This window comes from Stenotrophomonas maltophilia, assembly GCF_013464485.1.
Taxonomy (GTDB): Bacteria; Pseudomonadota; Gammaproteobacteria; order Xanthomonadales; family Xanthomonadaceae; genus Stenotrophomonas; species Stenotrophomonas maltophilia_AW.
On sequence record NZ_RAUX01000037.1, the window covers coordinates 13,786 to 34,562 of the forward strand.

At 67.1% G+C, this 20,777-nt stretch carries 21 protein-coding genes; 11 read left to right on the forward strand and 10 right to left on the reverse strand.

What is annotated here, in order from left to right; genetic code table 11:
* Nucleotides 1-100: 100 nt before the first annotated feature.
* Nucleotides 101-703 carry a ribosome biogenesis GTP-binding protein YihA/YsxC gene (gene yihA, locus D7Y61_RS16675; RefSeq protein WP_164137986.1) on the forward strand — a complete coding sequence of 201 codons (603 nt, stop codon included), beginning with the start codon at nucleotides 101-103 and terminating at the stop codon, nucleotides 701-703.
* A 97-nt stretch (nucleotides 704-800) separates the two neighbouring features.
* On the opposite strand, the gene D7Y61_RS16680 is transcribed toward yihA, so the two are convergent.
* The 3 genes from D7Y61_RS16680 to D7Y61_RS16690 all read right to left on the reverse strand — a co-directional run bounded on the left by D7Y61_RS16680 (nucleotide 801) and on the right by D7Y61_RS16690 (nucleotide 3,993).
* Nucleotides 801-1,775, reverse strand: a complete 975-nt coding sequence (locus D7Y61_RS16680; RefSeq protein WP_180867881.1) for an MBL fold metallo-hydrolase — start codon at nucleotides 1,773-1,775, stop codon at nucleotides 801-803.
* 692 nt (nucleotides 1,776-2,467) lie between these two features.
* The gene (locus D7Y61_RS16685) at nucleotides 2,468-3,292 is read right to left on the reverse strand and encodes a helix-turn-helix transcriptional regulator (RefSeq protein WP_180867883.1); all 825 of its coding nucleotides are present in this window, start codon (nucleotides 3,290-3,292) and stop codon (nucleotides 2,468-2,470) included.
* On the reverse strand, nucleotides 3,289-3,993 hold the full coding sequence (locus tag D7Y61_RS16690; RefSeq protein WP_180867885.1) for a VIT1/CCC1 transporter family protein: 705 nt from the start codon (nucleotides 3,991-3,993) through the stop codon (nucleotides 3,289-3,291). The genes D7Y61_RS16685 and D7Y61_RS16690 overlap by 4 nt, the downstream gene beginning before the upstream one ends.
* A 152-nt stretch (nucleotides 3,994-4,145) precedes the next feature.
* On the opposite strand from D7Y61_RS16690, the gene D7Y61_RS16695 reads away from it, so the two are divergent.
* A complete protein-coding gene (locus tag D7Y61_RS16695; RefSeq protein WP_180867886.1) occupies nucleotides 4,146-5,510 on the forward strand; it encodes a glutamate--cysteine ligase in 1,365 nt (454 codons plus the stop codon).
* Nucleotides 5,511-5,555: 45 nt separating this feature from the next.
* On the opposite strand, the gene D7Y61_RS16700 is transcribed toward D7Y61_RS16695, so the two are convergent.
* From D7Y61_RS16700 to D7Y61_RS16710, 3 genes are all read right to left on the reverse strand, one after another.
* Nucleotides 5,556-6,152, reverse strand: coding sequence for a GrpB family protein (locus D7Y61_RS16700; protein WP_258010405.1), 597 nt, complete (start codon nucleotides 6,150-6,152; stop codon nucleotides 5,556-5,558).
* 31 nt (nucleotides 6,153-6,183) lie between these two features.
* Nucleotides 6,184-7,440, reverse strand: a complete 1,257-nt coding sequence (locus D7Y61_RS16705) for an NnrS family protein (RefSeq protein WP_180867890.1) — start codon at nucleotides 7,438-7,440, stop codon at nucleotides 6,184-6,186.
* A 68-nt stretch (nucleotides 7,441-7,508) separates the two neighbouring features.
* Nucleotides 7,509-8,567: an NAD(P)-dependent alcohol dehydrogenase gene (locus D7Y61_RS16710; protein ID WP_005419275.1), complete on the reverse strand. Its 1,059-nt coding sequence runs from the start codon at nucleotides 8,565-8,567 to the stop codon at nucleotides 7,509-7,511.
* A 107-nt stretch (nucleotides 8,568-8,674) separates the two neighbouring features.
* Between D7Y61_RS16710 and D7Y61_RS16715 the strand changes: the two genes are divergently transcribed.
* Complete coding sequence (locus D7Y61_RS16715; RefSeq protein WP_180867891.1) at nucleotides 8,675-9,559, forward strand: LysR family transcriptional regulator; 885 nt, start codon at nucleotides 8,675-8,677, stop codon at nucleotides 9,557-9,559.
* A gap of 61 nt (nucleotides 9,560-9,620) precedes the next feature.
* Here the strand turns inward: D7Y61_RS16715 and D7Y61_RS16720 are convergent, their stop codons facing one another.
* Nucleotides 9,621-10,037: a VOC family protein gene (locus tag D7Y61_RS16720; RefSeq protein ID WP_180867893.1), complete on the reverse strand. Its 417-nt coding sequence runs from the start codon at nucleotides 10,035-10,037 to the stop codon at nucleotides 9,621-9,623.
* Between the two features lie 115 nt (nucleotides 10,038-10,152).
* Here D7Y61_RS16720 and D7Y61_RS16725 point away from each other — a divergent pair, with 115 nt between their 5' ends.
* The gene (locus D7Y61_RS16725) at nucleotides 10,153-10,830 is read left to right on the forward strand and encodes an SMI1/KNR4 family protein (RefSeq protein WP_180867895.1); all 678 of its coding nucleotides are present in this window, start codon (nucleotides 10,153-10,155) and stop codon (nucleotides 10,828-10,830) included.
* 50 nt (nucleotides 10,831-10,880) lie between these two features.
* Here D7Y61_RS16725 and D7Y61_RS16730 read toward each other — a convergent pair whose 3' ends face one another.
* Nucleotides 10,881-11,984, reverse strand: a complete 1,104-nt coding sequence (locus D7Y61_RS16730; RefSeq protein ID WP_180867896.1) for an alkene reductase — start codon at nucleotides 11,982-11,984, stop codon at nucleotides 10,881-10,883.
* A gap of 130 nt (nucleotides 11,985-12,114) precedes the next feature.
* Between D7Y61_RS16730 and D7Y61_RS16735 the strand changes: the two genes are divergently transcribed.
* From D7Y61_RS16735 to D7Y61_RS16755, 5 genes are all read left to right on the forward strand, one after another.
* Nucleotides 12,115-13,020 (forward strand): LysR family transcriptional regulator, encoded by a 906-nt coding sequence (locus tag D7Y61_RS16735; protein ID WP_180867898.1) that lies wholly within the window; start codon nucleotides 12,115-12,117, stop codon nucleotides 13,018-13,020.
* Between the two features lie 70 nt (nucleotides 13,021-13,090).
* Nucleotides 13,091-13,366 carry a formaldehyde-responsive transcriptional repressor FrmR gene (gene frmR, locus D7Y61_RS16740; RefSeq protein ID WP_005411009.1) on the forward strand — a complete coding sequence of 92 codons (276 nt, stop codon included), beginning with the start codon at nucleotides 13,091-13,093 and terminating at the stop codon, nucleotides 13,364-13,366.
* A 65-nt stretch (nucleotides 13,367-13,431) separates the two neighbouring features.
* Nucleotides 13,432-14,541 carry an S-(hydroxymethyl)glutathione dehydrogenase/class III alcohol dehydrogenase gene (locus tag D7Y61_RS16745; protein WP_108754128.1) on the forward strand — a complete coding sequence of 370 codons (1,110 nt, stop codon included), beginning with the start codon at nucleotides 13,432-13,434 and terminating at the stop codon, nucleotides 14,539-14,541.
* A gap of 48 nt (nucleotides 14,542-14,589) precedes the next feature.
* Nucleotides 14,590-15,420 carry an S-formylglutathione hydrolase gene (gene fghA / locus D7Y61_RS16750; protein ID WP_180867900.1) on the forward strand — a complete coding sequence of 277 codons (831 nt, stop codon included), beginning with the start codon at nucleotides 14,590-14,592 and terminating at the stop codon, nucleotides 15,418-15,420.
* A 186-nt stretch (nucleotides 15,421-15,606) separates the two neighbouring features.
* Nucleotides 15,607-17,052 carry a GGDEF domain-containing protein gene (locus tag D7Y61_RS16755; RefSeq protein WP_180867902.1) on the forward strand — a complete coding sequence of 482 codons (1,446 nt, stop codon included), beginning with the start codon at nucleotides 15,607-15,609 and terminating at the stop codon, nucleotides 17,050-17,052.
* A 54-nt stretch (nucleotides 17,053-17,106) separates the two neighbouring features.
* Here the strand turns inward: D7Y61_RS16755 and D7Y61_RS16760 are convergent, their stop codons facing one another.
* Both D7Y61_RS16760 and D7Y61_RS16765 read right to left on the reverse strand, forming a co-directional pair.
* A complete protein-coding gene (locus D7Y61_RS16760; protein WP_180867904.1) occupies nucleotides 17,107-17,577 on the reverse strand; it encodes a hypothetical protein in 471 nt (156 codons plus the stop codon).
* Nucleotides 17,578-17,582: 5 nt separating this feature from the next.
* Nucleotides 17,583-18,029 carry a universal stress protein gene (locus tag D7Y61_RS16765; RefSeq protein ID WP_043400104.1) on the reverse strand — a complete coding sequence of 149 codons (447 nt, stop codon included), beginning with the start codon at nucleotides 18,027-18,029 and terminating at the stop codon, nucleotides 17,583-17,585.
* A gap of 141 nt (nucleotides 18,030-18,170) precedes the next feature.
* Here D7Y61_RS16765 and D7Y61_RS16770 point away from each other — a divergent pair, with 141 nt between their 5' ends.
* Nucleotides 18,171-19,088, forward strand: a complete 918-nt coding sequence (locus tag D7Y61_RS16770) for a LysR family transcriptional regulator (RefSeq protein ID WP_032129879.1) — start codon at nucleotides 18,171-18,173, stop codon at nucleotides 19,086-19,088.
* A 153-nt stretch (nucleotides 19,089-19,241) separates the two neighbouring features.
* A complete protein-coding gene (locus D7Y61_RS16775) occupies nucleotides 19,242-20,771 on the forward strand; it encodes an MFS transporter (RefSeq protein ID WP_180867906.1) in 1,530 nt (509 codons plus the stop codon).
* Nucleotides 20,772-20,777 lie beyond the last annotated feature (6 nt).

Consider the following 20,777-nt stretch of genomic DNA (forward strand, 5'->3'; position numbering starts at 1 on the left):
CAACGCCGTTTCCGCACACGGTCAACGCAGCAGTGCAGCAAAATGCCCGCAAAGGCCGCCGGCACGGGCGCGCGGCGCCGCAACATGCGATCCTAGGCACATGTCATTGCTCATCGAACGCGCCCGTTACCACCTTTCGGCCCACAACGTGCGGCAGCTGCCGCCCGATGAAGGGGCCGAAGTGGCCTTTGCCGGCCGCTCCAACGCCGGCAAGTCCAGTGCGCTCAACGCGCTGACCCGCCAGAACGCGCTGGCCCGTGTCTCCAAGACCCCTGGCCGCACCCAGCAGCTGGTGTTCTTCCAGATCACCCCGGAAGCGCATCTGGTCGACCTGCCCGGTTACGGCTACGCCAAGGTGCCGCTGGACCTGCAGGCGCACTGGCAGGCCTTCATCGACCGGTATTTCCGCACCCGCGAAGCCCTGAAGGGCCTGGTGGTGGTGATGGACATCCGTCACCCGCTGAAGGACTACGACCGGCAGATGCTGTCCTATGCCGTGCAGCGCGGCATGCCGGCGCACGCGCTGTTGACCAAGGCCGACAAGCTCAGCCGCAGCCAGCAGATGCAGACGCTGCAGAAGGTGCGCAAGGAGCTCCACTCGGCCTACGGTGACAGTGTCAGCGTGCAGGTTTTCTCCGGTGAGGACCGCACCGGTGTGGACGAAGCCCGCGCCGTGATCGGCGGCTGGCTGGGGCTGGAATAAGGCTTCCGGTTTTCCTGTAGAGCCGAGCCCACGCTCGGCTGCCGCGCGCAGCGCGGCCAGGCTCCGGTAGCCGAGCATGGGCTCGGCTCTACACGGGTCATTTCAACGGCGAATACTCCGCCGGCACCCAGGCGTATGCCTGTCCTTCGCCACGCACGTGGCCCAGGCCGGGGAACGGCAGGTGCGCGCCGGCCACCCACCAACCGTTGGCAGTGGCCTGCTGCAACAGGCCGCGACGGCTGGCGGTGGCGGCCTTGCGGTCCGAATCCGCCTCGAACGCCGCTTCCGGATGCGCGAACTGCACCGCGTGGAAATGCAGCACATCGCCCCACACCAGCAGTGATTCGCCCTGGCTTTCGAACCGGTAGGAGACATGGCCGGGGGTATGGCCACGGGTATCCATCGCCACCACGCCGCCGGGCAGGGCATCGCCGGGCTTGAAGGTGCGCAGCTGCCCACTGGCCTGGTACGGCGCCGCTGCATTGCGCGCCAACGGGAACGCGAAGCGCACGCCCTTTGGCGCGCTGTCCTCGCTGGCCGGGTCCAGCCAGTAATCGGCATCGGACTTGGACAGCCACACTGTGGCATTCGGGTAGGCCGGCCTGCCTTGCGCGTCGAGCACACCGCACAGGTGGTCCGGATGGGCATGGGTGAGCAGCACGTCGTCCATCTCGGCCGGATCGACGCCAGAGGCACGCAGGTTGTCCAGCACCTGGCCCAGGCCGGGGCCGAAGCATTGCGCGGTGCCGGTATCGACCAGGGTCAGATGGTTGCCCTGGCGTACCAGGAAAGCGTTGATCGCGGTCTGCAGGCCTTTCTTGTCTTCGGGTACGTAGCGGCCTTCCAGCAGGCGGCTGACCAGCGTGGGCGGCACGTCCACCACTTCTTGCCGGCCCAGCGCGACCACGCCATCGAACAGGGCGGTGACCTGCAGCGCACCGATGCGTTGGTGGTAGACACCGGGCACCTGCTGGGTGGGCGCGGGCGAGGTGGCCTCGGCCAGCGCGGTCAGCGGCAGGGAGGACAGTGCCAGCAGCAGGGCGGTGCGCAGGGGCAGGTGGCGCAGGGTCATGGCGGTTCTCGGTGGATGACGGGCGGTTCCGTTGTCCGATAGCGTGCCGTGGCCGGCGTGTGTGCGGCGCTCAAAGCAGTGCGTGGAATGCTCAGGGAAGGGGGGGGTTGTCTGCAGGGCTGCGCCCTGCACCCGCAGAGGCAACGGCAACGGCCGAAGCAACAGCAACAGCCGAAGCAACAGCAACAGCAACAGCCGAGGCAACAGCAACAGCGGGCTATCCGTGGGATGGCGGGGTGGGTCCGGTTGCGGGGGCCGCTGCAAGTACGTCCATGTAAGCTCGGTCGCCGCATCCATGCGGCTCACGCCCCCGCAACCGGACCCACCCCGCCTTCGACAGTTTTCTGCGATCTGTTGGAACGACGTATTGCCCTGGTGGGGGTCGACCTTGGTCGACACAGTAGATCCACGCAATGCGTGGATGATTCATTCGATATCTGACAGAAAAATCGTGTCGACCAAGGTCGACACCTACCAACAGCCGCGGAGATCTGTCAGAGGCGGGGTGGTGTGGGTGGGCAGGACCGTTGGCGCCATGGATGGCGCCATCGAGCCCCCATGGATGGGTTTACGGCGTGTCCTGCCCACCCACACCGCCCCGCCTTCCCTCGGATAGCCGCTGTTGCTGTTGCTGTTGCTTCGGCCGTTGCCGTTGCCTCTGCGGGTGCAGGGCGCAGCCCTGCCGAACCCCTTCAAATGTCTGTGGGAGCCAGTCCGTACTGCTCGGCGAAGCGCTTGCTGAAACTCGCCGCAGACCGATAGCCCGCGCGTGCGGCCACGGTCTTCAACGGCAGGTCCGTGGTGTAGAGCAGCTGCATGCCATGCGCCAGCCGTGCCTCGGTGAGCAGCTGGCGCAGGCTGGTGTCCTCGGCGGCAAGTCGGCGGCGCAGGGTTGCGCCGCTCAGCGCGAACTGTTCCTCGACATCGCGCGATTGCCAGTCGCGTGCGGGTTCGGCTGCGATGCGGTCGCGGATCTGTTCGCCCAGGCTCGGAGCCTGCGGCAGCAGCAGGTTGCCGTGGCCCTGCCTGCACAGGGTCAGTACCAGCGAGGCCAGCGCCAATCGCGCTTCGCTGTAACGTCCATCCTGCAGTGACTGCCGCCATTGACGCAGCACTGCACCGTGTTCGATCAACGGCAACCGCGCCATCGCCGGGCCAGCGCTGGGAAGCGTTTCGCTCCACAGCGTACGCGCGGCCGTGAGCACCTCGGCACACAGCGGCACGATGGCGCTGAGGTAGCGGCCGCTGCCGGGATCAGGAGTGTTGACCACATCAATGCGGCAGCGCTGGGTCAGCAGCAGGATGTCGCCGGGCACGAATGCCAGTGACTGGTGTGCGGTACGCACTTGTTTGCGGCCTTCCAGCAGGATCGCGAACTGCGGTTGCGGAATCTCCACCGAACTGGCGCCGTGCTCGCGGCGTGCAGTGATGCAGGCATAGCCTTCGGCGCGTTCGCAGCCAGCCAGGCTGGCCATCTCGGCCAGCAGCGCGGTGGCCGGCGGCAGCATGCTGGTCATGGCACGTGGGCACCGAGCAGGCGGCCGACACCGGCTGCCGCGGCCATCGCCAACGCGCCCCAGAACAGCACCCGGATCGCGCCGCGTGTCGGCGGTGCGCCGCCGGCCTGGGCCGCCATCGCACCGGTCACGCACAGGCCGAGCAGGGTACTGGCCGTGGTCATCACCGCGACCTTGTCCGCCGGCGCAAGCAGTGCAGTGATTACCGGCAGCGCGGCGCCGCAAGTGAACGCTCCGGCCGAGGCCAGGGCAGCCTGCAACGGGCGCGCACGCAGGGTATCGGTGATGCCCAGTTCGTCGCGGGCGTGGGCGCCCAGTGCGTCATGGGCAGTCAGCTGCTGGGCCACCTGTCGCGCCAGTGCCGGGTCCAGGCCCCGGTGGCGGTAGATCGCGGCCAGCTCTTCCAGCTCGCTGTGCGGATCTTCGTGCAGTTCGCGCTTCTCCATCGCCAGATCGGCCTTTTCGGTGTCGCCCTGGGTCTGCACCGAGACGTACTCGCCGGCGGCCATCGACATCGCGCCGGCCACGGTGCCGGCCACGCCCGTGGCGAGGATGGTACTGGCCGAGGCACCACTGGCGGCCACGCCCACGACCAGGCCGGCCACCGAAACGATGCCGTCGTTGGCCCCCAGCACAGCGGCGCGCAGCCAGCCGACGCGCTCGGAGCGGTGCAGTTCGGGGTGTCGTGAATGGCGGCTCATGACCTTGAGTGTACGAGGGTCAAGAGGGCGTCGATAGGATGCTGAAACCCGTCACCGTCGCATGACGCAACGGGGGGCCACGCTATAGTGCGCCCTTGCGATGAAAGGCCCCGGGCCCCACATCCCCTGCCACTGTCCAGCGAGCCTTCCCCTTGTCGAGCCCCAGCCACGTCGCCGATACCCCCATTACCGACCGCTCGCAGCTGGTGGAGGTGATCGCCTCCGGCGAGAAGCCCCGTGCGCAGTGGCGCATTGGTACCGAGCACGAGAAGTTCGGATTCCGCCTGGACGACCTGCGGCCACCGACCTTCGAGGGCGAGCGTGGCATCGAAGCGCTGCTCAATGGCCTGGTCCGCTTCGGCTGGGAGCCGGTGCAGGAGAACGGCAACACCATCGCCCTGCTGCGCGATGGGGCCTCGGTGACGCTGGAGCCCGCCGGTCAGTTGGAACTGTCCGGAGCGGCGCTGGAGACCATCCACCAGACCTGCGTGGAGACCGGCACCCATCTGAATGAAGTGGCGCAGGTGGCCGGTGAGCTGCAGCTGGGCTTCCTCGGCATGGGCTTCCAGCCCAAGTGGAAGCGCGACGAGATGCCGTGGATGCCGAAGGGCCGCTACAAGATCATGCGCGCGTACATGCCCAAGGTCGGTTCGCTGGGCCTGGACATGATGACCCGCACCTGCACGGTGCAGGTGAACCTGGACTACGCCACCGAAGCGGACATGGTGAAGAAGTTCCGCGTATCGCTGGCGCTGCAACCGATCGCCACTGCGCTGTTCGCCGATTCGCCGTTCACCGAAGGCAAGCCGAATGGCTACCTGAGCTATCGCTCGCATATCTGGACCGACACCGATGCTGACCGCACCGGCATGCTCGACTTCGTGTTCGAGGATGGCTTCGGTTACGAGCGCTATGTCGATTACCTGCTCGACGTGCCGATGTACTTCTCCTACCGCGATGGCATCTACCACGACGCCAGCGGGCAGAGCTTCCGCGATTTCATGCAGGGCAAGCTGCCGGTGCTGCCGGGTGCGCTGCCGACGCTGCGCGACTGGTCGGACCACATGACCACTGCGTTCCCGGAAGTGCGCCTGAAGAAGTACCTGGAAATGCGTGGTGCCGACGGTGGCCCGTGGAGCCGCCTGTGCGCGCTGCCGGCGTTCTGGGTCGGCCTGCTGTACGACGACACCGCGCTGGATGCCGCCTGGGACCTGGTGCGTGACTTCACCCTGGCCGAGCGCCATGCACTGCGCGACGGCGTGCCGAAGCACGCGATGAACCTGCCGTTCCGCAACGGCACGGTGCGCGACCTGGCCCGCGAAGCAGTGAAGATTTCCGTTGAAGGCCTCAAGCGCCGCGCGGCGCGCAATGCCGACGGCCAGGACGAGAGCAAGTTCCTGGACGTGCTGCAGGAGATCGTCGAGTCCGGCCTGACCCCGGCCGAGCGCAAGCTGGCGCTGTTCCATGGCCGCTGGCACGGCGATGTGGATCCGGTGTTCCGCGAGTTCGCGTATTGAGCCTGTTCCGGCAGGTGCCAACCCGGGTCGGCACCTGCTGCTGCATCACCAACCCCGCGCTGCGAACAGGCGCGAGTAGATGCTTCGCACCACGTCCTGCTTGCTGCGGTTGTAGGCCTGCGCGTTGTCATTGCCCTGGAGGGCGGCCTGCTTGGCCTGCGCGTAGCGGAGGCGGTCATCTTCATGGCTGCGCAGCCAATCGCGGAACAACCGATGGCGGATGTGTTCGGCGCAATCGGGGGCGAACACGTGCAGGTTTACCCGTGGCTCATCCAGGCGCAGCATGCGGTGCTGGTACCACGAAGGTTCGCGGATGGTGAGCACGTAGCCCAGTGCCTGCAGCGGTGGCAGCCACGCCGCTTCGTCGGCGGGATCGGCAACCAGCAGGTCGATGTCCAGTACCGGTTTGGCCGGCAGGCCTGGCACCGCGGTGGAGCCGACGTGTTCAATGCCCAGCGCGATGTTGCCTAATGCCGCCTGCAGCTGCGTGCGCTGCTGGTCGAACTGATCGGCCCACAGCGCGGACCAGGGCACCACCTGCAGCACTTCCGGCTGCGGTGCGCCGAGAACCCAGGGATTCTCGTCAGGGTCGCCATCGGCAAAGGTAGTGATTGCGGTGGGGTCTGGTGAGATATCGGACATGCCTGCCATGGTGCCATACCCGGCCTTGATGTCAGCCCGGCTTGCCGTCGCGCCGTGGGCTCAGGTAGATCCAGCCCAGCCACGCCACCCACGGTGCCAAGGCCAGCAACCAGCCGATGGCAGCGGCGAAATGCCACGCATAGGCGTCGGGCATCAGCTCGGCAATGATGCGCATGAACGCCACCGCCTGCAGCGCGACGAACGCGAACCAGGCCACTGCCGGCATCACCAGCGGTCGCCCGGAATGCCCCTGGGTGACCCGGGTCACCATCGCCACCAGCAGGCTGCCGAACAGCCCCACTGCGAGTGCGTGCAGCGGTGCGCGGCCGAGCAGTTGCGAATAGCCCAGCAGCTGACCCACGTCCTGCAGCAGATACAGCGCGAAGCTGATCGGCAGCCACGCCAGCGCCAGGAACAGGGCGGCAAGCAGGCCCGGCATCGGCCCGCGTGGCCACCAGTGCCAGAGCGCCTGCAGCGACAACAGCAGCAGCGGCGCATCGGGCAGCCACAGCAGGTGGTCGACCTGCAACGCGCTCAACAGCAGGCGCAGCATCAGCAGCGCCCACATCGCGGCCAGCCAGCGCAGCGGCCGCCATGGCATGTAGCCGTCCACCACGTTGTTGGCGAAGAACGGGATCATCCGGTGGGCGACGGTGAGGTAGACCGGCAGCAGCAGGCCGAAGGTGCCGAGTGCCACCGTGACCGGCATCAGCGTGGCGTGGCCGCGTACCACCGCCATGAACAGCAGCAGCCCCAGCCAGCCCAGCAGCAGTGCGGCATAGCAGGCGCGCGCATGCCAGTTGCGGTTGGGGCCAGCGGCCTTGAGCACACGCCCCAGCACGATCAGTCCGGTGCTCCAGCCGGACAGTGCCAGCAGCAGGCCGTGCCATAGCCCGGGTGTCCAACCGCAGGCGGCGGCAATCAGCAGCGCCTGCCCGCCAAACAGGCCGATGCCGACCGGCGCATAGCGGCTGCGTGGCAGCTCGGGCTGCCCCATCCAGCGCGGGAACACGGTGAGCAGGAAGCCGAAGATGAAACTGGGCAGCACCAGGTACTGCATCAGCAGCGCGTGCAGCCAGGCCGGTGGCAGTGACGGTGGCTGCGGCGTCCACAGCCCGCGCAGAGCGCCCAGCCACAACGCCCACCACAGCATCGCCAGCAGCAGGTTGCTGGCGCCGATGAAGAACAGCAGCCGGTGCGGCGCACGCATCAGCATCGCAGGGGAGGGCAGCCGGGCCATGCGGGGAGTCTGCGCGGGGGCGGTGGCCGCTTCCTTGACCTTCGTCATGCCCAACGCACGACCCAAAAAAGAAACCCCGGCAGTGCCGGGGTTCTTCGTTCACACTCGCCGATCGATCAGGCGGCGTTCTTCATCGTCGCCATGTCGATCACGAAGCGGTAGCGCACATCGTTCTTCGCCATGCGTTCCCAGGCTTCGTTGACGTTCTTGATGTCGATCATCTCGACATCGCTGACGATGCCGTGCTCGGCACAGAAGTCCATCATTTCCTGGGTTTCGGCCATTCCGCCGATGGCCGAGCCGGTCAGGTGCTTGCGGCCGAAGATCACGCTGCCGCCGGTCAGCGGCGGGTCCAGTTCGGTCAGCACACCGACCAGGCACATGGTGGCCTCGCGCTTGAGCAGGCCCATGTACGGGTTGGTGTCATGGCCGACCGGGATGGTGTTGAGCAGGAAGTCGAAGCTGCCGGCGTGCGCCTTCATCTGCGCGGCATCGCGCGAGACCAGCACTTCATCGGCGCCCAGGCGCTTGGCGTCAGCACCCTTTTCCGGCGTGGTGGTGATCATCACCACGTGCGCGCCGAGCGCCTTGGCGAACTTCACGCCCATGTGGCCGAGGCCACCGAGGCCGATAACGCCGACCTTCTGGCCCGGGCCGACCTTCCAGTGGCGCAGCGGCGACCAGGTGGTGATGCCGGCGCACAGCAGCGGCGCGGCGGCCTTCAGGTCGAGGGTGTCGGACACCTTCACCACGAAGCGCTGCTCGACCACCACGTGGTCGGAATAGCCGCCGTAGGTCGGCGCACCGCTTTCGCGTTCACGGCCGTTGTAGGTCCAGGTCGCGCCTTCGGCGCAGTACTGCTCCAGGTCGTGCTCGCAGGCGTCGCAGTGGCGGCAGGAGTCGACCATGCAGCCGACGCCGGCGTGGTCGCCCACCTTGAAGCGGGTGACGTTGCTGCCGACCTCGGTCACGCGGCCGATGATCTCGTGGCCCGGCACCATCGGGTAGATCGAGCCACCCCAGTCGTCGCGGGCCTGGTGCAGGTCGGAGTGGCAGATGCCGCTGTAGAGGATCTCGATGCGCACGTCGTCCGGGCCGACCGCGCGGCGTTCGAACTCGTACGGAATCAGCGGGTCGGTATGTGAATGGGCGGCGTAACCACGGGCGAGGGACATGGGGAATCCTTGGCAGGGTTTGTCGAAAGGCGTTTTACAATACGCCCCGTTCCCAGCGGCAAGAAGCGCGGATATCGGCATGATTCATCAAGTAGAACTGCACAATCATGGCCACTGACAACCTGACCCACCTGGCCGCGTTCGCCGCGGTAGCCCGTCATCGCAGTTTCCGCCGTGCCGGTGCCGAGCTGGCGCTGTCGACCTCGGCGGTGAGCTATGCAATCCGCGCGCTGGAGGAACGGCTGGGGGTGGGCCTGTTCCATCGCACCACCCGCAGCGTGGCCCTGACCGAGGCCGGGCAGCGCCTGCTGGAGCGCCTGCAGCCGGCGCTGGGCCAGGTGCATGACGCGCTGGAAGAGATGAACCAGTTCCGCGCCGCCCCGGCCGGCCTGCTGCGCATCAACGCCACCCGCGCGGCGGTGTCGACCCAGCTGGGACCGCGGCTGGCGCGCTTCCTGCGCGCCCATCCGGACGTGCGGGTGGAGCTGACCGAGAACGATGGCCTGGTCGACATCGTTGCCGAGGGCTACGACGCCGGCGTGCGCCTGCACGAGTTCGTGCCCGAGGACATGGTGGCGGTGCCGATGGGGCCGCCACTGCGCGGGCTGATTGTCGGCTCGCCGGACTACCTGCAGCGACACCCGGCACCACAGCATCCGCGGGACCTGGCGGCACACGAATGCATCCGCTTCCGCTTCGCCAGCGGGCATCTATACAAGTGGCAGTTCGAGCGCGGTGGGCAGGCGCTGGAGATCGACGTGCCTGGACGGCTGACGCTGGGCGAGCAGGGCACCGTGGTTGGCGCGGTACTCGATGGCATCGGCCTGGCCTACGTGCTGGAAGACACGGCAAGGCCGTACATTGATTCGGGGCAGATGGTGGCGGTGCTGGAAGACTGGAGCGAACCGTTCGCGGGTTTCGCGCTGTACTACCCGAAGCAGCGGCAGATGCCCGGTGCGCTGCGTGCGTTCGTGGATATGCTGCGCGCGTGAGATGCGGTGGGTTATGCAGTGCTGACCAACGGTCGGCACCCATCACACCCACGACGAGCACTCATTCCACCAGCGCGTCATACCCCAGCCCGACAAACTGCATCAGGCAGAAGCCATGCCCGAACGGATCGGCCAGCACGGCGATGCGCCCCCAGCGGCGCTCGCACACCGGCTGTTCCAGTGTTGCCCCAGCAGTGACCGCGCGCGCCAGTGCGATCTCGATGTCGTCCACGACCCAGTCCAGGTGCAGCGGTGTCCAGTGGCGCTCGTAGTCGCGTACGTTGCCGTCTTTGGTGGCGGGAACACCGCTGTCATTCTGCAGCAGATACAGCGGTGCAGGGCCACCCAGAAGTTCCACTGCGCCAGCGCCGAGCCGACGGCCGATGTGCAGGCCGAAGGCTTCGATATAGAACGTTTCAGCGACGACGAGGTCGGGGACGTCCAGATTGACGATGAAGGGAATGGCGGGAGATTCCATGGCCATGATCGGCAGCAACGGGTGACCTGCAGTCTAGCCCCGCCACCACGTGCCGCCGGTTCATCTCCGGCATGGATTCGGGCATGCTGGGCGCCCTCTGTCGACAAGGACATCCATGAGCGCGCTATCTGAGATCGAACACGCCACCGGCCAGTCGTTTCCCCCCTTGTTCAAGCAGTTGCATGCAACGGGTCGGTTGAGCTGGGGCAGCCCCCATCCGGAATGGTCCGAAGTGGTGTTCCCGACACTCCAGGCCGATCCGCCGGTGCTGCTGTACGCCCAGGACTACGAGCCGCTGGAACACAATGAGCTGTTGGAGGCGTGGCAGGAGCTGACTGCCGAGGACCACTACAACCCGCTGCGCGATGACCTGAAACTGCTGCCGTTCGCGCGTACCGGCGCGGGGGACAGCTACTGCTTCTGGAGCAATGCGCCCGGTGCTGCCGATCCGCCGGTCGTGCTGGTGTGGCATGACGATGATCGTGCCGATGTCCTGGCCGCCAATTACCAGGATTTCCTGTTCCGCAAGATGGTTGAAGCGGTTGCCGAATATGAGCCGCCTTATTCGCTGCTTTCGAACGGCGACCTGGCTGACAATCTGCAGCGCTTCCTGCAGGCCCACCAGTCCGTCCTGCGCGACGACCAGTACACCGCATTGCAGCGGCTGTTCGCGCGCGTTGACGATATTGAAGAAGGAAACATCAGCGACGACGACGCGCAGTCCCTCGTCGCCGAAGTGATCGGCTTCGAACGGTTGGACGAATCGTTCGCCTACGTGCGCGGAGACGCTTGAAGCACCGGGGATCGGAGCGCAGCCACCGGCCGCGCTCCGGCCCCCACGGGTCAGACGGCAGCCGGATAATCCAGATAGCCCTCCTTGCCGCCACCGTAGTAGGTGGTGCGGTCAGGCGTGGCCAGTGCGATACCCCGCTGCAGACGCTCCACCAAGTCCGGATTGGCGATGAACGGCTGGCCAAACGCAGCCAGGTCGATGGTGCCGGCCTCGACCAACTCCAGCGCACGTTCGCGGGTCATCCCCCCCGCCAGGATCAGTGTGCCGCCATAGGCCTGCCTGAACTGCTGCAGGAAGCCGTCGCCCAGCACCGATTCACCGTGCCGCAGGTTGTCGTTGAGATGCACATAGGCCAGCCCGCGCATGCCCAGTTCTTTGGCCAGGTACAGGTAACTGGCCTCGTTCTCCGGGTAGGCAGGCATGTCGAAGACCTGGCTGTTCGGCGCCAGACGCACGCCGACCCGGTGTGCGCCGATGCGTGCGGTCATCGCATCGACGGTCTCCAGGATCAGCCGCGCGCGGTTGGCCAGCGAACCGCCGTAGGCATCCTGACGATCGTTGATGTGCGGATTGAGGAACTGCTCGAACAGGTAGCCGTTGGCGGCATGCAGTTCGATGCCATCGAAGCCGGCAGCGATGGCATTTTCCGCACCACGAACGAAGTCGCCGACGATGCCGGGCACTTCATCGGTGCGCAGCGCGCGCGGCGGAGTGGGGTGGGCAGGGCCGCGGCTGCCATCGTCCAGGTAGACGAACGCGAAGCTCCTGGGGTCATGGGCCACCGCCCGCGCACTGGCGCTCACCGGCTGGCCGCCATCGGGCTGCAACGACTGATGCGACATGCGGCCCACGTGCCAGAGCTGGGCGAAGATCGTGCCCTGCTCGGCATGCACGGCATCGGTGACGATCTTCCAGCCGGCCACCTGCTCGGCCGACCAGACGCCCGGCACGTCAATGTAGCCCTGGCCCTGCGGCGAGACCGGCGTGCCTTCGCTGATGATCAGGCCGGCGCTGGCACGCTGCCGGTAGTACTGCGCGGTGAGGTCGTTGGCGACCGTGCCAGGGTTGCGGGCACGGGTCATCGGAGCCATCGCGATGCGGTTGCGCAGGGCGGTGCCTGCCAGGTCGAACGGGCGGAACAGGGCGGCGGTCATGTTGGTCATCTCGGTGCGGGGAGGGGGGCGACGGTGGCGCCATGTGCACAGGATGGAGTTGACATGCGGACGCATAAAGCGCTTCGATTTCCCATGATGCGGGATAATTTGTCCCCAATGAGGTGAGAAGATGCTGCCGCTGGAATCCTTGAATGGCCTTGTGACCTTCGTTACCACGGCGCGCTCGGGCAGCTTCACTGAAGCTGCCGACGCGCTGGGCATCTCGCGCTCGGCCGTGGGCAAATCCATCGCCCGGCTCGAAGCCCGGTTGGGGGTGCGCCTGTTCCACCGCACCACCCGACGCATCGCGCTGACCACCGACGGCGAGGCCTACTACGCATCGTGTGCGGCAGCGCTGGATGAAATTTCAGCTGCCGAAGCCTGCCTGGGCTCGGCCGGCCTGCCCAGCGGGCGGCTTCGCATCGACATGCCCTCGTCGTTCGGGCGTCTGGCGGTGCTGCCTGCACTGTTGCGGATGTGCCGGCAGTACCCGGACCTGCAGTTGACGATGACATTCACTGATCACTTCGTCGATCCGATCGAAGAAGGCATCGACCTGCTGATCCGCTTCGGTGGATTGCACCAGGCTGAGCATCTCGTCGCGCGGCGGCTTGGGCGCCAGCGCCTGGTCACCTGCGCATCGCCGGCGTACCTGCAGGCGTACGGCGTGCCACAACGCGTGGAGGAACTGGCGGAGCACCGGGGCATTGTTGGCTTCCGTCACGGCCAGCCAGTGGCGTGGCGGATCGGCAATGGCCAGGGGGAAGGAACGTTCTTCCCGAACGCGACCTACCAACTCAACGATGGCGATGCGGTGATCGAAGCGGCCATCGTCGGGCTCGGTATCTGCCAGATGCCCATTTCACTGGTTCGCCGTCATCTGGAGTCCGGCGTGCTGCAATCGGTACTGGACGAACACATGCAGCGGCACATCGACATCCACGCGCTGTGGCCGCCGACGCGCCACCTGCGGCCGAAGGTACGCTTCGTGGTCGACGAGCTGACCCGCTTGGCAGCAGAGGGGCTGTTCGACTGAGTCCCCGGGATTGAGTTCGGAGATCTGGCGTATATACTATCCCCCAGTATAGTTCCGAGGTGGCGCCGCCATGCCGCACTCCCCCGAAGAGAAGAAGAAGGTCCTGGCCCGCGTGCGCCGCATCCGCGGCCAGTGCGACGCGCTGGACCGCGCGCTGGAAGCCGGTGCCGACTGCGGGCCGGTGCTGCAGCAGATCGCGGCCATCCGTGGCGCGGTCAACGGCCTGATGTCCGAGGTGATGGAAGCCCATCTGCGCGAGGAGTTCGGGCAGCCGGCAGCCTCCGACGAACAACGTGCCGAACGCGTGCGCGACATGAGCGCATTGATCCGCTCGTACCTGAAATAAGCAACGACGCCACATCGCGGCGATCGTCCTGCCATCCCATTCCCGCCTGATTTTGGAGAAGCACCATGAAGTCCCGTGCCGCCGTCGCCTTTGGTCCCGGCCAGCCGCTGCAGATCGTCGAGATCGACGTCGCCCCGCCGAAGGCTGGCGAAGTGCTGGTGAAGATCACCCACACCGGTGTCTGCCACACCGATGCCTTCACCCTGTCCGGCGATGACCCGGAAGGCCTGTTCCCGGTGGTGCTGGGCCATGAAGGCGCCGGCATCGTGGTGGAAGTGGGCGAGGGCGTGACCAGCGTGAAGCCGGGCGACCACGTCATTCCGCTGTACACCGCCGAGTGCGGCGAATGCCTGTTCTGCAAGAGCGGCAAGACCAACCTGTGCGTGTCGGTGCGCGCTACCCAGGGCAAGGGCGTGATGCCCGACGGCACCAGCCGCTTCAGCTACAACGGCGAACCGATCTACCACTACATGGGCTGCTCGACCTTCAGCGAGTACACCGTGGTGGCCGAGGTGTCGCTGGCGAAGATCAACCCGGAAGCGAACCCGGAACACGTCTGCCTGCTGGGCTGCGGCGTGACCACCGGCATCGGCGCGGTGCACAACACCGCCAAGGTGCAGGAAGGCGACAGCGTGGCCGTGTTCGGCCTGGGCGGCATCGGCCTGGCGGTCATCCAGGGTGCCCGCCAGGCCAAGGCCGGCCGCATCATCGCGGTGGACACCAACCCGTCCAAGTTCGAGCTGGCGCGCGAATTCGGCGCCACCGACTGCATCAACCCGAAGGACTTCGACAAGCCGATCCAGCAGGTCATCGTGGAAATGACCACCTGGGGCGTGGACCACAGCTTCGAGTGCATCGGCAACACCAGCGTGATGCGTGCGGCGCTGGAATGCGCGCACCGCGGCTGGGGCCAGAGCGTGGTGATCGGCGTGGCCGGCGCGGGTCAGGAAATCTCCACGCGTCCGTTCCAGCTGGTGACCGGCCGCAAGTGGATGGGCACCGCCTTCGGCGGCGTGAAGGGCCGCAGCCAGCTGCCGGGCATGGTGGAGGACGCGATGAAGGGCGATATCGAACTGGCCCCGTTCGTCACCCACACCATGGACCTGGACAAGATCAACGAAGCCTTCGACCTGATGCACGAAGGCAAGTCGATCCGTTCGGTCGTCCACTACTGAACCACGCCAGGCGGCAGGCCGCGCGCCTGCCGCCACCGGGAGCACTCCATGGAACGCATTGAACACCGTGCCTGCTTCGGCGGCTGGCAGGACGTCTACCGCCATCATTCGGCCTCGCTGGGCTGCGACATGCAGTTCGCTGTATACCTGCCGCCGCAGGCTGCCACGCAGAAGCTGCCGGTGCTGTACTGGCTGAGCGGCCTGACCTGCACCGAGCAGAATTTCATCACCAAGGCCGGCGCACAACGCTACGCGGCCGAGCACGGGGTGATCATCGTCGTGCCCGATACCAGTCCACGCGGTGATGATGTGGCCGACGCCGAGGGCTACGACCTGGGCAAGGGTGCAGGCTTCTATCTCAATGCCACCGAACAGCCGTGGGCGAAGCACTACCGCATGCACGACTACGTGGTACAGGAGCTGTCGGCACTGATCGAGGCGAATTTCCCGGCTACCGATGCGCGTGGCATCAGCGGCCACTCGATGGGCGGTCACGGCGCGCTGGTGATCGCGCTGCGCAACCCGGGGCGCTACCGCAGCGTGTCGGCGTTCTCGCCGATCGTTGCCCCCAGCCACGTGCCGTGGGGGCAGAAGGCCTTCCACGCCTACCTGGGCGACAACCCCGTGGACTGGGCGCAGTGGGATGCCAGCGAGCTGGTCGCCGTGGCCCGTGAGCGCCTGCCGTTGCTGGTCGACCAGGGCGAGGCGGACGAATTCCTGCAGACCCAGCTGCAGCCGCAGCGCCTGCAGCAGGCCTGCGATGCCGTCGGCCACCCGCTGACCCTGCGCCTGCAGCCGGGCTACGACCACAGCTACTACTTCATCGCCAGCTTCATCGGCGAGCACGTCACCCACCACGCCCGCGCCCTGCACGCCTGAGGGCTTTCCGGTAGTGCCGGCCGCCGGCCGGCAACCTGCAGCCCTGTGATCCCCTGCGATTGCCGGCCAGCGGCCGSCACTACCGTGGCGGTGCACGCGGAGCACCGTCTTGCCGTAGTGGATCACGCCGCTGTGGCGCGGGCAGGGCTATGGTACGCCCATACGGCCTTGCGGATCGGGGGATGCATGCCGGTAGTGCTGGCGCTGCTGTATGTGCTGTGCCACGGCTTGGTCGTGGCCCTGTGGCCGGGCCCCGCCGGTGCGGGTTCCTTCGTGTTCCTGACCGGCGCGCCGCTGCTGGCGGCCATGGCCTGCCTGTGGCGGGCGCGCCGCGACCGCGCTGCACTGGGCTGGCGCGCCACTGCGCTGGCGTTGCTGCTGTGGGCGGGTGGCATGGCCTTCAACATGATTGATTCGCTGGGCGCGGGCCGCGCTGATGTTACGCCGCAGGCCAGCCTGCTCCTCTACGTGCTGTACGGCGTGCCGTTGGTGTTCATCCTGGCCCGTGCGCGGCGTGAGCGGATGAGCATCAGCCTGATCGACGCGGCCATGGCCGCGCTGCTGGGCGTGCTGTTCTTCGTGCACACCCAGTCGTTCGCCAGCCGCATCGATGTCGACGATCACGCGATGGCCAACATGCAGCGCATGTTCGATATCCAGAACCTGTGCATCGCGGTGTTCGCCGTAGTGCGCTGGCTGGTCGGCGACGTTCCGGAGCGGCGCAACTTCTTCCGCGCGCTGGCGATGTACGCCGTCGTCTATCTGCTGGTGGCGTACTACATCAACCACTACACCGCGGAGCAGTCGTTCGGCGCCTACAACGATCTGCTGATCGACCTGCCGTTCCTGCTGCTGGCGTTGCTGGCAATCAGCCAGGCGCCCGCGCCGACGTTCGTGATGCATCCGCGGTTGGCGCGAACCGTGCAGGCGGCCGGCCCGATGATCCTGCCGTTGCTGCTGCTGGTGGTCGGTACCCTGGTGGTCGATCATGCGCGGCCGCTGGCGGTCACCGGTTTCGTGGTCGCAACGCTGGGTTTCGGCGTGCGCAGCATCCTGCTGCAGGTGGACCTGATGGAGCGGCAGGCATCGCTGGACCAGCTGGCGCGGCAGGATGGCCTGACCGGTGTTGCCAATCGTCGCGAGTTCGATGCACTGCTGTTGGCGGAATGGAACCGCGCGCGACGCGGCGGCAGCGAGCTGGGCCTGCTGTTGCTGGACATCGATCATTTCAAGGTCTTCAACGACCGTTACGGTCATCCTGCCGGCGACCGTTGCCTGCAGGCGGTGGCCGCGATCCTGAAGGCAACGGCCGGCCGCGCGGGCGACAGTGTCGCCCGCTATGGTGGCGAGGAATTTGCGGTGATTGTGTCTGGAAGCGCGCTGTCGGGGGTGCTGGCGCTGGCTGAACGCCTGCGCGAGGCGGTGGAGGCGCTGCCGCTGCCGGAAGGATCGGTCAGCATCAGCATCGGTGTGGGCTACCTGCACCCGCCGGCGATGGCCAGCGCCGACCAGCTGCTGGCAGATGCCGATGCCGGCCTGTATGCGGCCAAGCGTGCTGGCCGCAACCAGGTGATCCTGCACGCGCACGTGCTTGATGACGAAGGCAGCACGCATGGCACGATGGATTGCTGAGGGCGACGCGTGATCAGTCCCGACGCGGAACAGCGTACATGGGGGGCGGATGGTTCATCGCTGCCGCAGCCATCCGGTGGGATCGAGCAGCCTCAGCCCGACCGGTGACAACGAGCGCTGCCGCAATGGCAGGTTTGCTGCCTGCACCGCGACCGCGCAGCGGGCCAGTTGCTGGCGCAACGGGGCCAGCGTGTCGTCTTCGCGCGGCCGCGCATGCCGCCATTGTGCGATGCGCAACAGGCAGACCAGCAGATCCAGCTCGCTGGCGGCAATGAAGGGTGACCCGGCCGGTAGCAGATCAATCGGGGCGGCGGGCGAGGCCAGCAGCGGCAGCAGGTTGATGAACGCATCGCAGCCTTCAGGATCAAGGCCGAGGCCGCTCAGCTGTGCGAGTCCATCGGCCATGAGATCGGGCTCACGCAGCTGGCGTATCGCCGCCAGCAGCGCCTGCTCGCCACGGCCGAACTGGCGGCCGAAGGCACGGTAGCTGACCCGGGTGGGAAACAAGGGGGAACGGGAGGCCATGGCAGCTAGGGTTGTGGGTCGCGGGTTTCCACCAGCACGGGGCAGGGGGCGTGATCGATGGTCCATTGCCCGATCGAGGGTTCGAACAGGCGCTCCAGTCGGGACAGGTGGCGGTGGCCGATCACGATCAGGTCGCACTTCAGGCGCCTGGCCTGGTCGCTGATGACTTCGCCGGGGTCGCCGGAGGGGATCTGCGCGATGGCATCGACGCCGCGCTCGCGCAGTTCGGCCAGGGCTTCGGCCAGCACCGCCTCGGCGCGGGAGCGCTGGCGGGCGGCTTCCGGGTACTCGATGCGGTCGGCTTCGCTGGCATCGGCGGCCAGCGCGAATTCGGGGTCGAGCACGCACAGCAGGTGCAGGCGGCTGCGGGGGCCGGCAATGGCTGCGGCCAGGTCCAGCACGCGTGCGTGCTGGGGGCCACCGTCCAGGGCGACCAGCAGGGTATTGAACATGGATGTCTCCTTGGCAGACCGGGGATGGTCGCCGATGTCACTGCGCGCACCCATGCCGTGCGCGGCAGTCAATGAATGCGTAAAACGCAATCCACTGTGGTTACAAGTGTCGTAGAGTCATCTGATTTACTGGAGACTGTCATGCCCCTGCCGGACCTGAACCTGTTGCTGGCACTGGACGTGCTGATTGACGAATGCAGCGTGGCAGCCGCCGCGCGGCGGATGAACCTGAGCGCGCCGGCGATGAGCCGTACCTTGGGCCGGATCCGCACCGCGCTGGGCGACCCGGTGCTGGTGCGTGCCGGCCGCGGTCTGGCCCCCACGCCCCGCGCGCTGCAGCTGCGTGAGCAGGTCCGCGATGTGATCGAGCAGGCCCACCGTGTGTTCAACGCCGGTCGCGAGATCGACCTGCGCACCCTGGAGCGCACCTTCAATGTCCGCGCCAATGATGTCTTCATCGGTGGATTCGGGGGACGCCTGCGTGAACTGTTCCGCCAGCAGGCGCCGCGCGCGGTACTGCGCTTCGTGCCCGAGGGCGATACCGACGACGACGCGATGGCGCAGGGCCGGATCGACCTGTACATCAGCACCGCCGGCAAGCATGCACCCGATACCAAGGTGCAGAACCTGTTCAGTACCTCGTTCATGGGCGCCGCGCGCGAAGATCATCCGTTGTTCGATGAGGAGATCAGCGCCGAGCGTTTTGCTGCCTGCGACCACATCGCGGTGTCGCGGCGGGGGCTGCCGCGTGGCCCGATCGATGACGACCTGGCCACGCTGGGCCTGCAGCGGCGGGTGGCGCTGATCAGCCCGACCTTCCACGGCGCGATCTTCGCTGCCGCCGAGTCGGACCTGATCCTGCCGCAGATGCCGAGCGTGATGCTGGAGCGGATCGTCAGCATGCGCCTGCCGCTGCGCCTGTTCCCGCTGCCGATCCCGGTGCGCACCGCCGCCATCGTGCAGGCCTGGCACCCGCGGCTGGACAACGATGCTGCGCACCAGTGGCTGCGGCGCTCGATCAAGACCATGTGCGAAAGCGCAGGGGAGGCTCCGCGCTGACACTTTCATGCGTGCGCGTGACGCACGCCTGGGATGCGGGCTGCGCCATTTTTCGCAGGGTGCCAGCTCCCTAGACTGCGCTCCCCGGAGTTTCACTAAGCGCATTCCAATGACCCCCAACATGCCGTGCACTGCACGGATCGGTGCCCGGCGATGAGTACGCCGGCCGCCGCTGTCCCGGCCGCTGCTGCGCCCCGTCCTGCCGCCGCCCCCGGGCTCGACCGCCGCGTTCTGGTCGGCCTGTGTGGCGTGCTGCTGGCGGTGCTGGTGTCGGGCTTCAACGAGAACATCACCAAGGTCGCCCTGGCCGACATCCGCGGTGCGATGGGTTTCAGCGTCGATGACGGCAGCTGGATCGTCGCCCTCTACAGCGCGATGTCGGTCAGCGCGATGGCCTTCGCCCCGTGGTGTGCCGCCACCTTCTCGCTGCGCCGCTTCGCGCTGGCGATGATCGGTGGCTTCATGGTGCTGGGCGTGCTCTGCCCGCTTGCCCCGAACCTGCAGGTGTTCCTGCTGCTGCGCGCGCTGCAGGGGCTGTGTGGTGGTGCGCTGCCGCCGCTGCTGATGAGCGTGGCACTGCGCTTCCTGCCGCCCGGCATCAAGCTGTATGGTCTGGCGGGCTACGCGTTGACCGCTACCTTCGGCCCGAGCATGGGCACGCCGCTGGCCGCGTTCTGGGTCGAGCAGGTGGGCTGGCACTGGGCGTTCTGGCAGATCGTGCCGTACTGCCTGGCCGCCATGGCGATGGTCAGCTGGGGCCTGCCACAGGACCCGCTGCGGCTCGAACGCTTCGCCCAGTTCGATACGGTCGGCCTGCTGCTCGGCCTGCCGGCGCTGGTGCTGCTGGTGCTGGGCCTGGTGCAGGGCCCGCGCCTGAACTGGTTCGACTCGCCGATGATCACCCTGATGATCGGTGGCGGCGCCGGTCTGATGGTGCTGTTCATGATCAATGAATGGTTCCACCCGCTGCCGTTCTTCAAGCTGCAGCTGCTGGCCAACCGCAACCTCAGCTACTCGCTGGTGACGCTGGGCGGCGTGCTGTTCGTGCTACTGGCGGTGATCTCGATTCCCTCCGGATTCCTGGCCAGCGTGCAGGGCTACCGGCCATTGCAGACCGCACCGATGCTGCTGTGGGTGGCGCTGCCACAGGTGATCGCGCTGCCGCTGGTGGCGGCGCTGCTGAACATCCGCGCGGTGGATTGCCGCTGGGTGCAGGCCACCGGCCTGGCGATGCTGGCCCTGGCCTGCTGGCTGGGCTCGCACCTGGACGTGGCCTGGATCCGTGACAACTTCCTGTGGGTGCAGCTGCTGCAGGTGTTCGCACAACCCATGGCAGTGCTGCCGCTGCTGATGCTGGCCACCGGCGGCCTTGCGCCGCAGGACGGCCCGTTCGCCTCGGCGTGGTTCAACACGGTCAAGGGTTTCGCTGCGGTGCTCGCCAGCGGCGTACTGGATGCCGTCGCCCAGGGCCGCCGCCACTTCCATTCCACCGTGCTGGTCGACCGCCTGGGCGAGCAACCGTGGCTGGCCGATGGCCCGCAGCTCGGCGCGCGCCTGCATGCACAGGTGCAGGCGCTGACCTCGGCCGACCTGTACTGGGTGGTCGCGCTGGTGGCGCTGGCCTTCATTCCCCTCATTGCCTGGATGCCCACCCGCATCCACCCGCCACGTGCCGTGGCCTGAACCTTT

Excerpts from the sequence above, each read along its gene's own strand:
- D7Y61_RS16730 (WP_180867896.1), bottom strand. The coding sequence starts at position 11,984 with ATGACCGCCGCCCTGTTCCGCCCGTTCGACCTGGCAGGCACCGCCCTG.
- D7Y61_RS16705 (WP_180867890.1), bottom strand. The coding sequence starts at position 7,440 with ATGACGAAGGTCAAGGAAGCGGCCACCGCCCCCGCGCAGACTCCCCGC.
- D7Y61_RS16745 (WP_108754128.1), top strand. The coding sequence starts at position 13,432 with ATGAAGTCCCGTGCCGCCGTCGCCTTTGGTCCCGGCCAGCCGCTGCAG.
- D7Y61_RS16690 (WP_180867885.1), bottom strand. The coding sequence starts at position 3,993 with ATGAGCCGCCATTCACGACACCCCGAACTGCACCGCTCCGAGCGCGTC.
- D7Y61_RS16755 (WP_180867902.1), top strand. The coding sequence starts at position 15,607 with ATGCCGGTAGTGCTGGCGCTGCTGTATGTGCTGTGCCACGGCTTGGTC.
- D7Y61_RS16760 (WP_180867904.1), bottom strand. The coding sequence starts at position 17,577 with ATGGCCTCCCGTTCCCCCTTGTTTCCCACCCGGGTCAGCTACCGTGCC.
- D7Y61_RS16715 (WP_180867891.1), top strand. The coding sequence starts at position 8,675 with ATGGCCACTGACAACCTGACCCACCTGGCCGCGTTCGCCGCGGTAGCC.
- D7Y61_RS16720 (WP_180867893.1), bottom strand. The coding sequence starts at position 10,037 with ATGGAATCTCCCGCCATTCCCTTCATCGTCAATCTGGACGTCCCCGAC.
- D7Y61_RS16725 (WP_180867895.1), top strand. The coding sequence starts at position 10,153 with ATGAGCGCGCTATCTGAGATCGAACACGCCACCGGCCAGTCGTTTCCC.
- D7Y61_RS16735 (WP_180867898.1), top strand. The coding sequence starts at position 12,115 with ATGCTGCCGCTGGAATCCTTGAATGGCCTTGTGACCTTCGTTACCACG.
- D7Y61_RS16685 (WP_180867883.1), bottom strand. The coding sequence starts at position 3,292 with ATGACCAGCATGCTGCCGCCGGCCACCGCGCTGCTGGCCGAGATGGCC.
- D7Y61_RS16680 (WP_180867881.1), bottom strand. The coding sequence starts at position 1,775 with ATGACCCTGCGCCACCTGCCCCTGCGCACCGCCCTGCTGCTGGCACTG.
- fghA (WP_180867900.1), top strand. The coding sequence starts at position 14,590 with ATGGAACGCATTGAACACCGTGCCTGCTTCGGCGGCTGGCAGGACGTC.
- yihA (WP_164137986.1), top strand. The coding sequence starts at position 101 with ATGTCATTGCTCATCGAACGCGCCCGTTACCACCTTTCGGCCCACAAC.
- frmR (WP_005411009.1), top strand. The coding sequence starts at position 13,091 with ATGCCGCACTCCCCCGAAGAGAAGAAGAAGGTCCTGGCCCGCGTGCGC.
- D7Y61_RS16710 (WP_005419275.1), bottom strand. The coding sequence starts at position 8,567 with ATGTCCCTCGCCCGTGGTTACGCCGCCCATTCACATACCGACCCGCTG.
- D7Y61_RS16700 (WP_258010405.1), bottom strand. The coding sequence starts at position 6,152 with ATGTCCGATATCTCACCAGACCCCACCGCAATCACTACCTTTGCCGAT.
- D7Y61_RS16770 (WP_032129879.1), top strand. The coding sequence starts at position 18,171 with ATGCCCCTGCCGGACCTGAACCTGTTGCTGGCACTGGACGTGCTGATT.
- D7Y61_RS16765 (WP_043400104.1), bottom strand. The coding sequence starts at position 18,029 with ATGTTCAATACCCTGCTGGTCGCCCTGGACGGTGGCCCCCAGCACGCA.
- D7Y61_RS16775 (WP_180867906.1), top strand. The coding sequence starts at position 19,242 with ATGAGTACGCCGGCCGCCGCTGTCCCGGCCGCTGCTGCGCCCCGTCCT.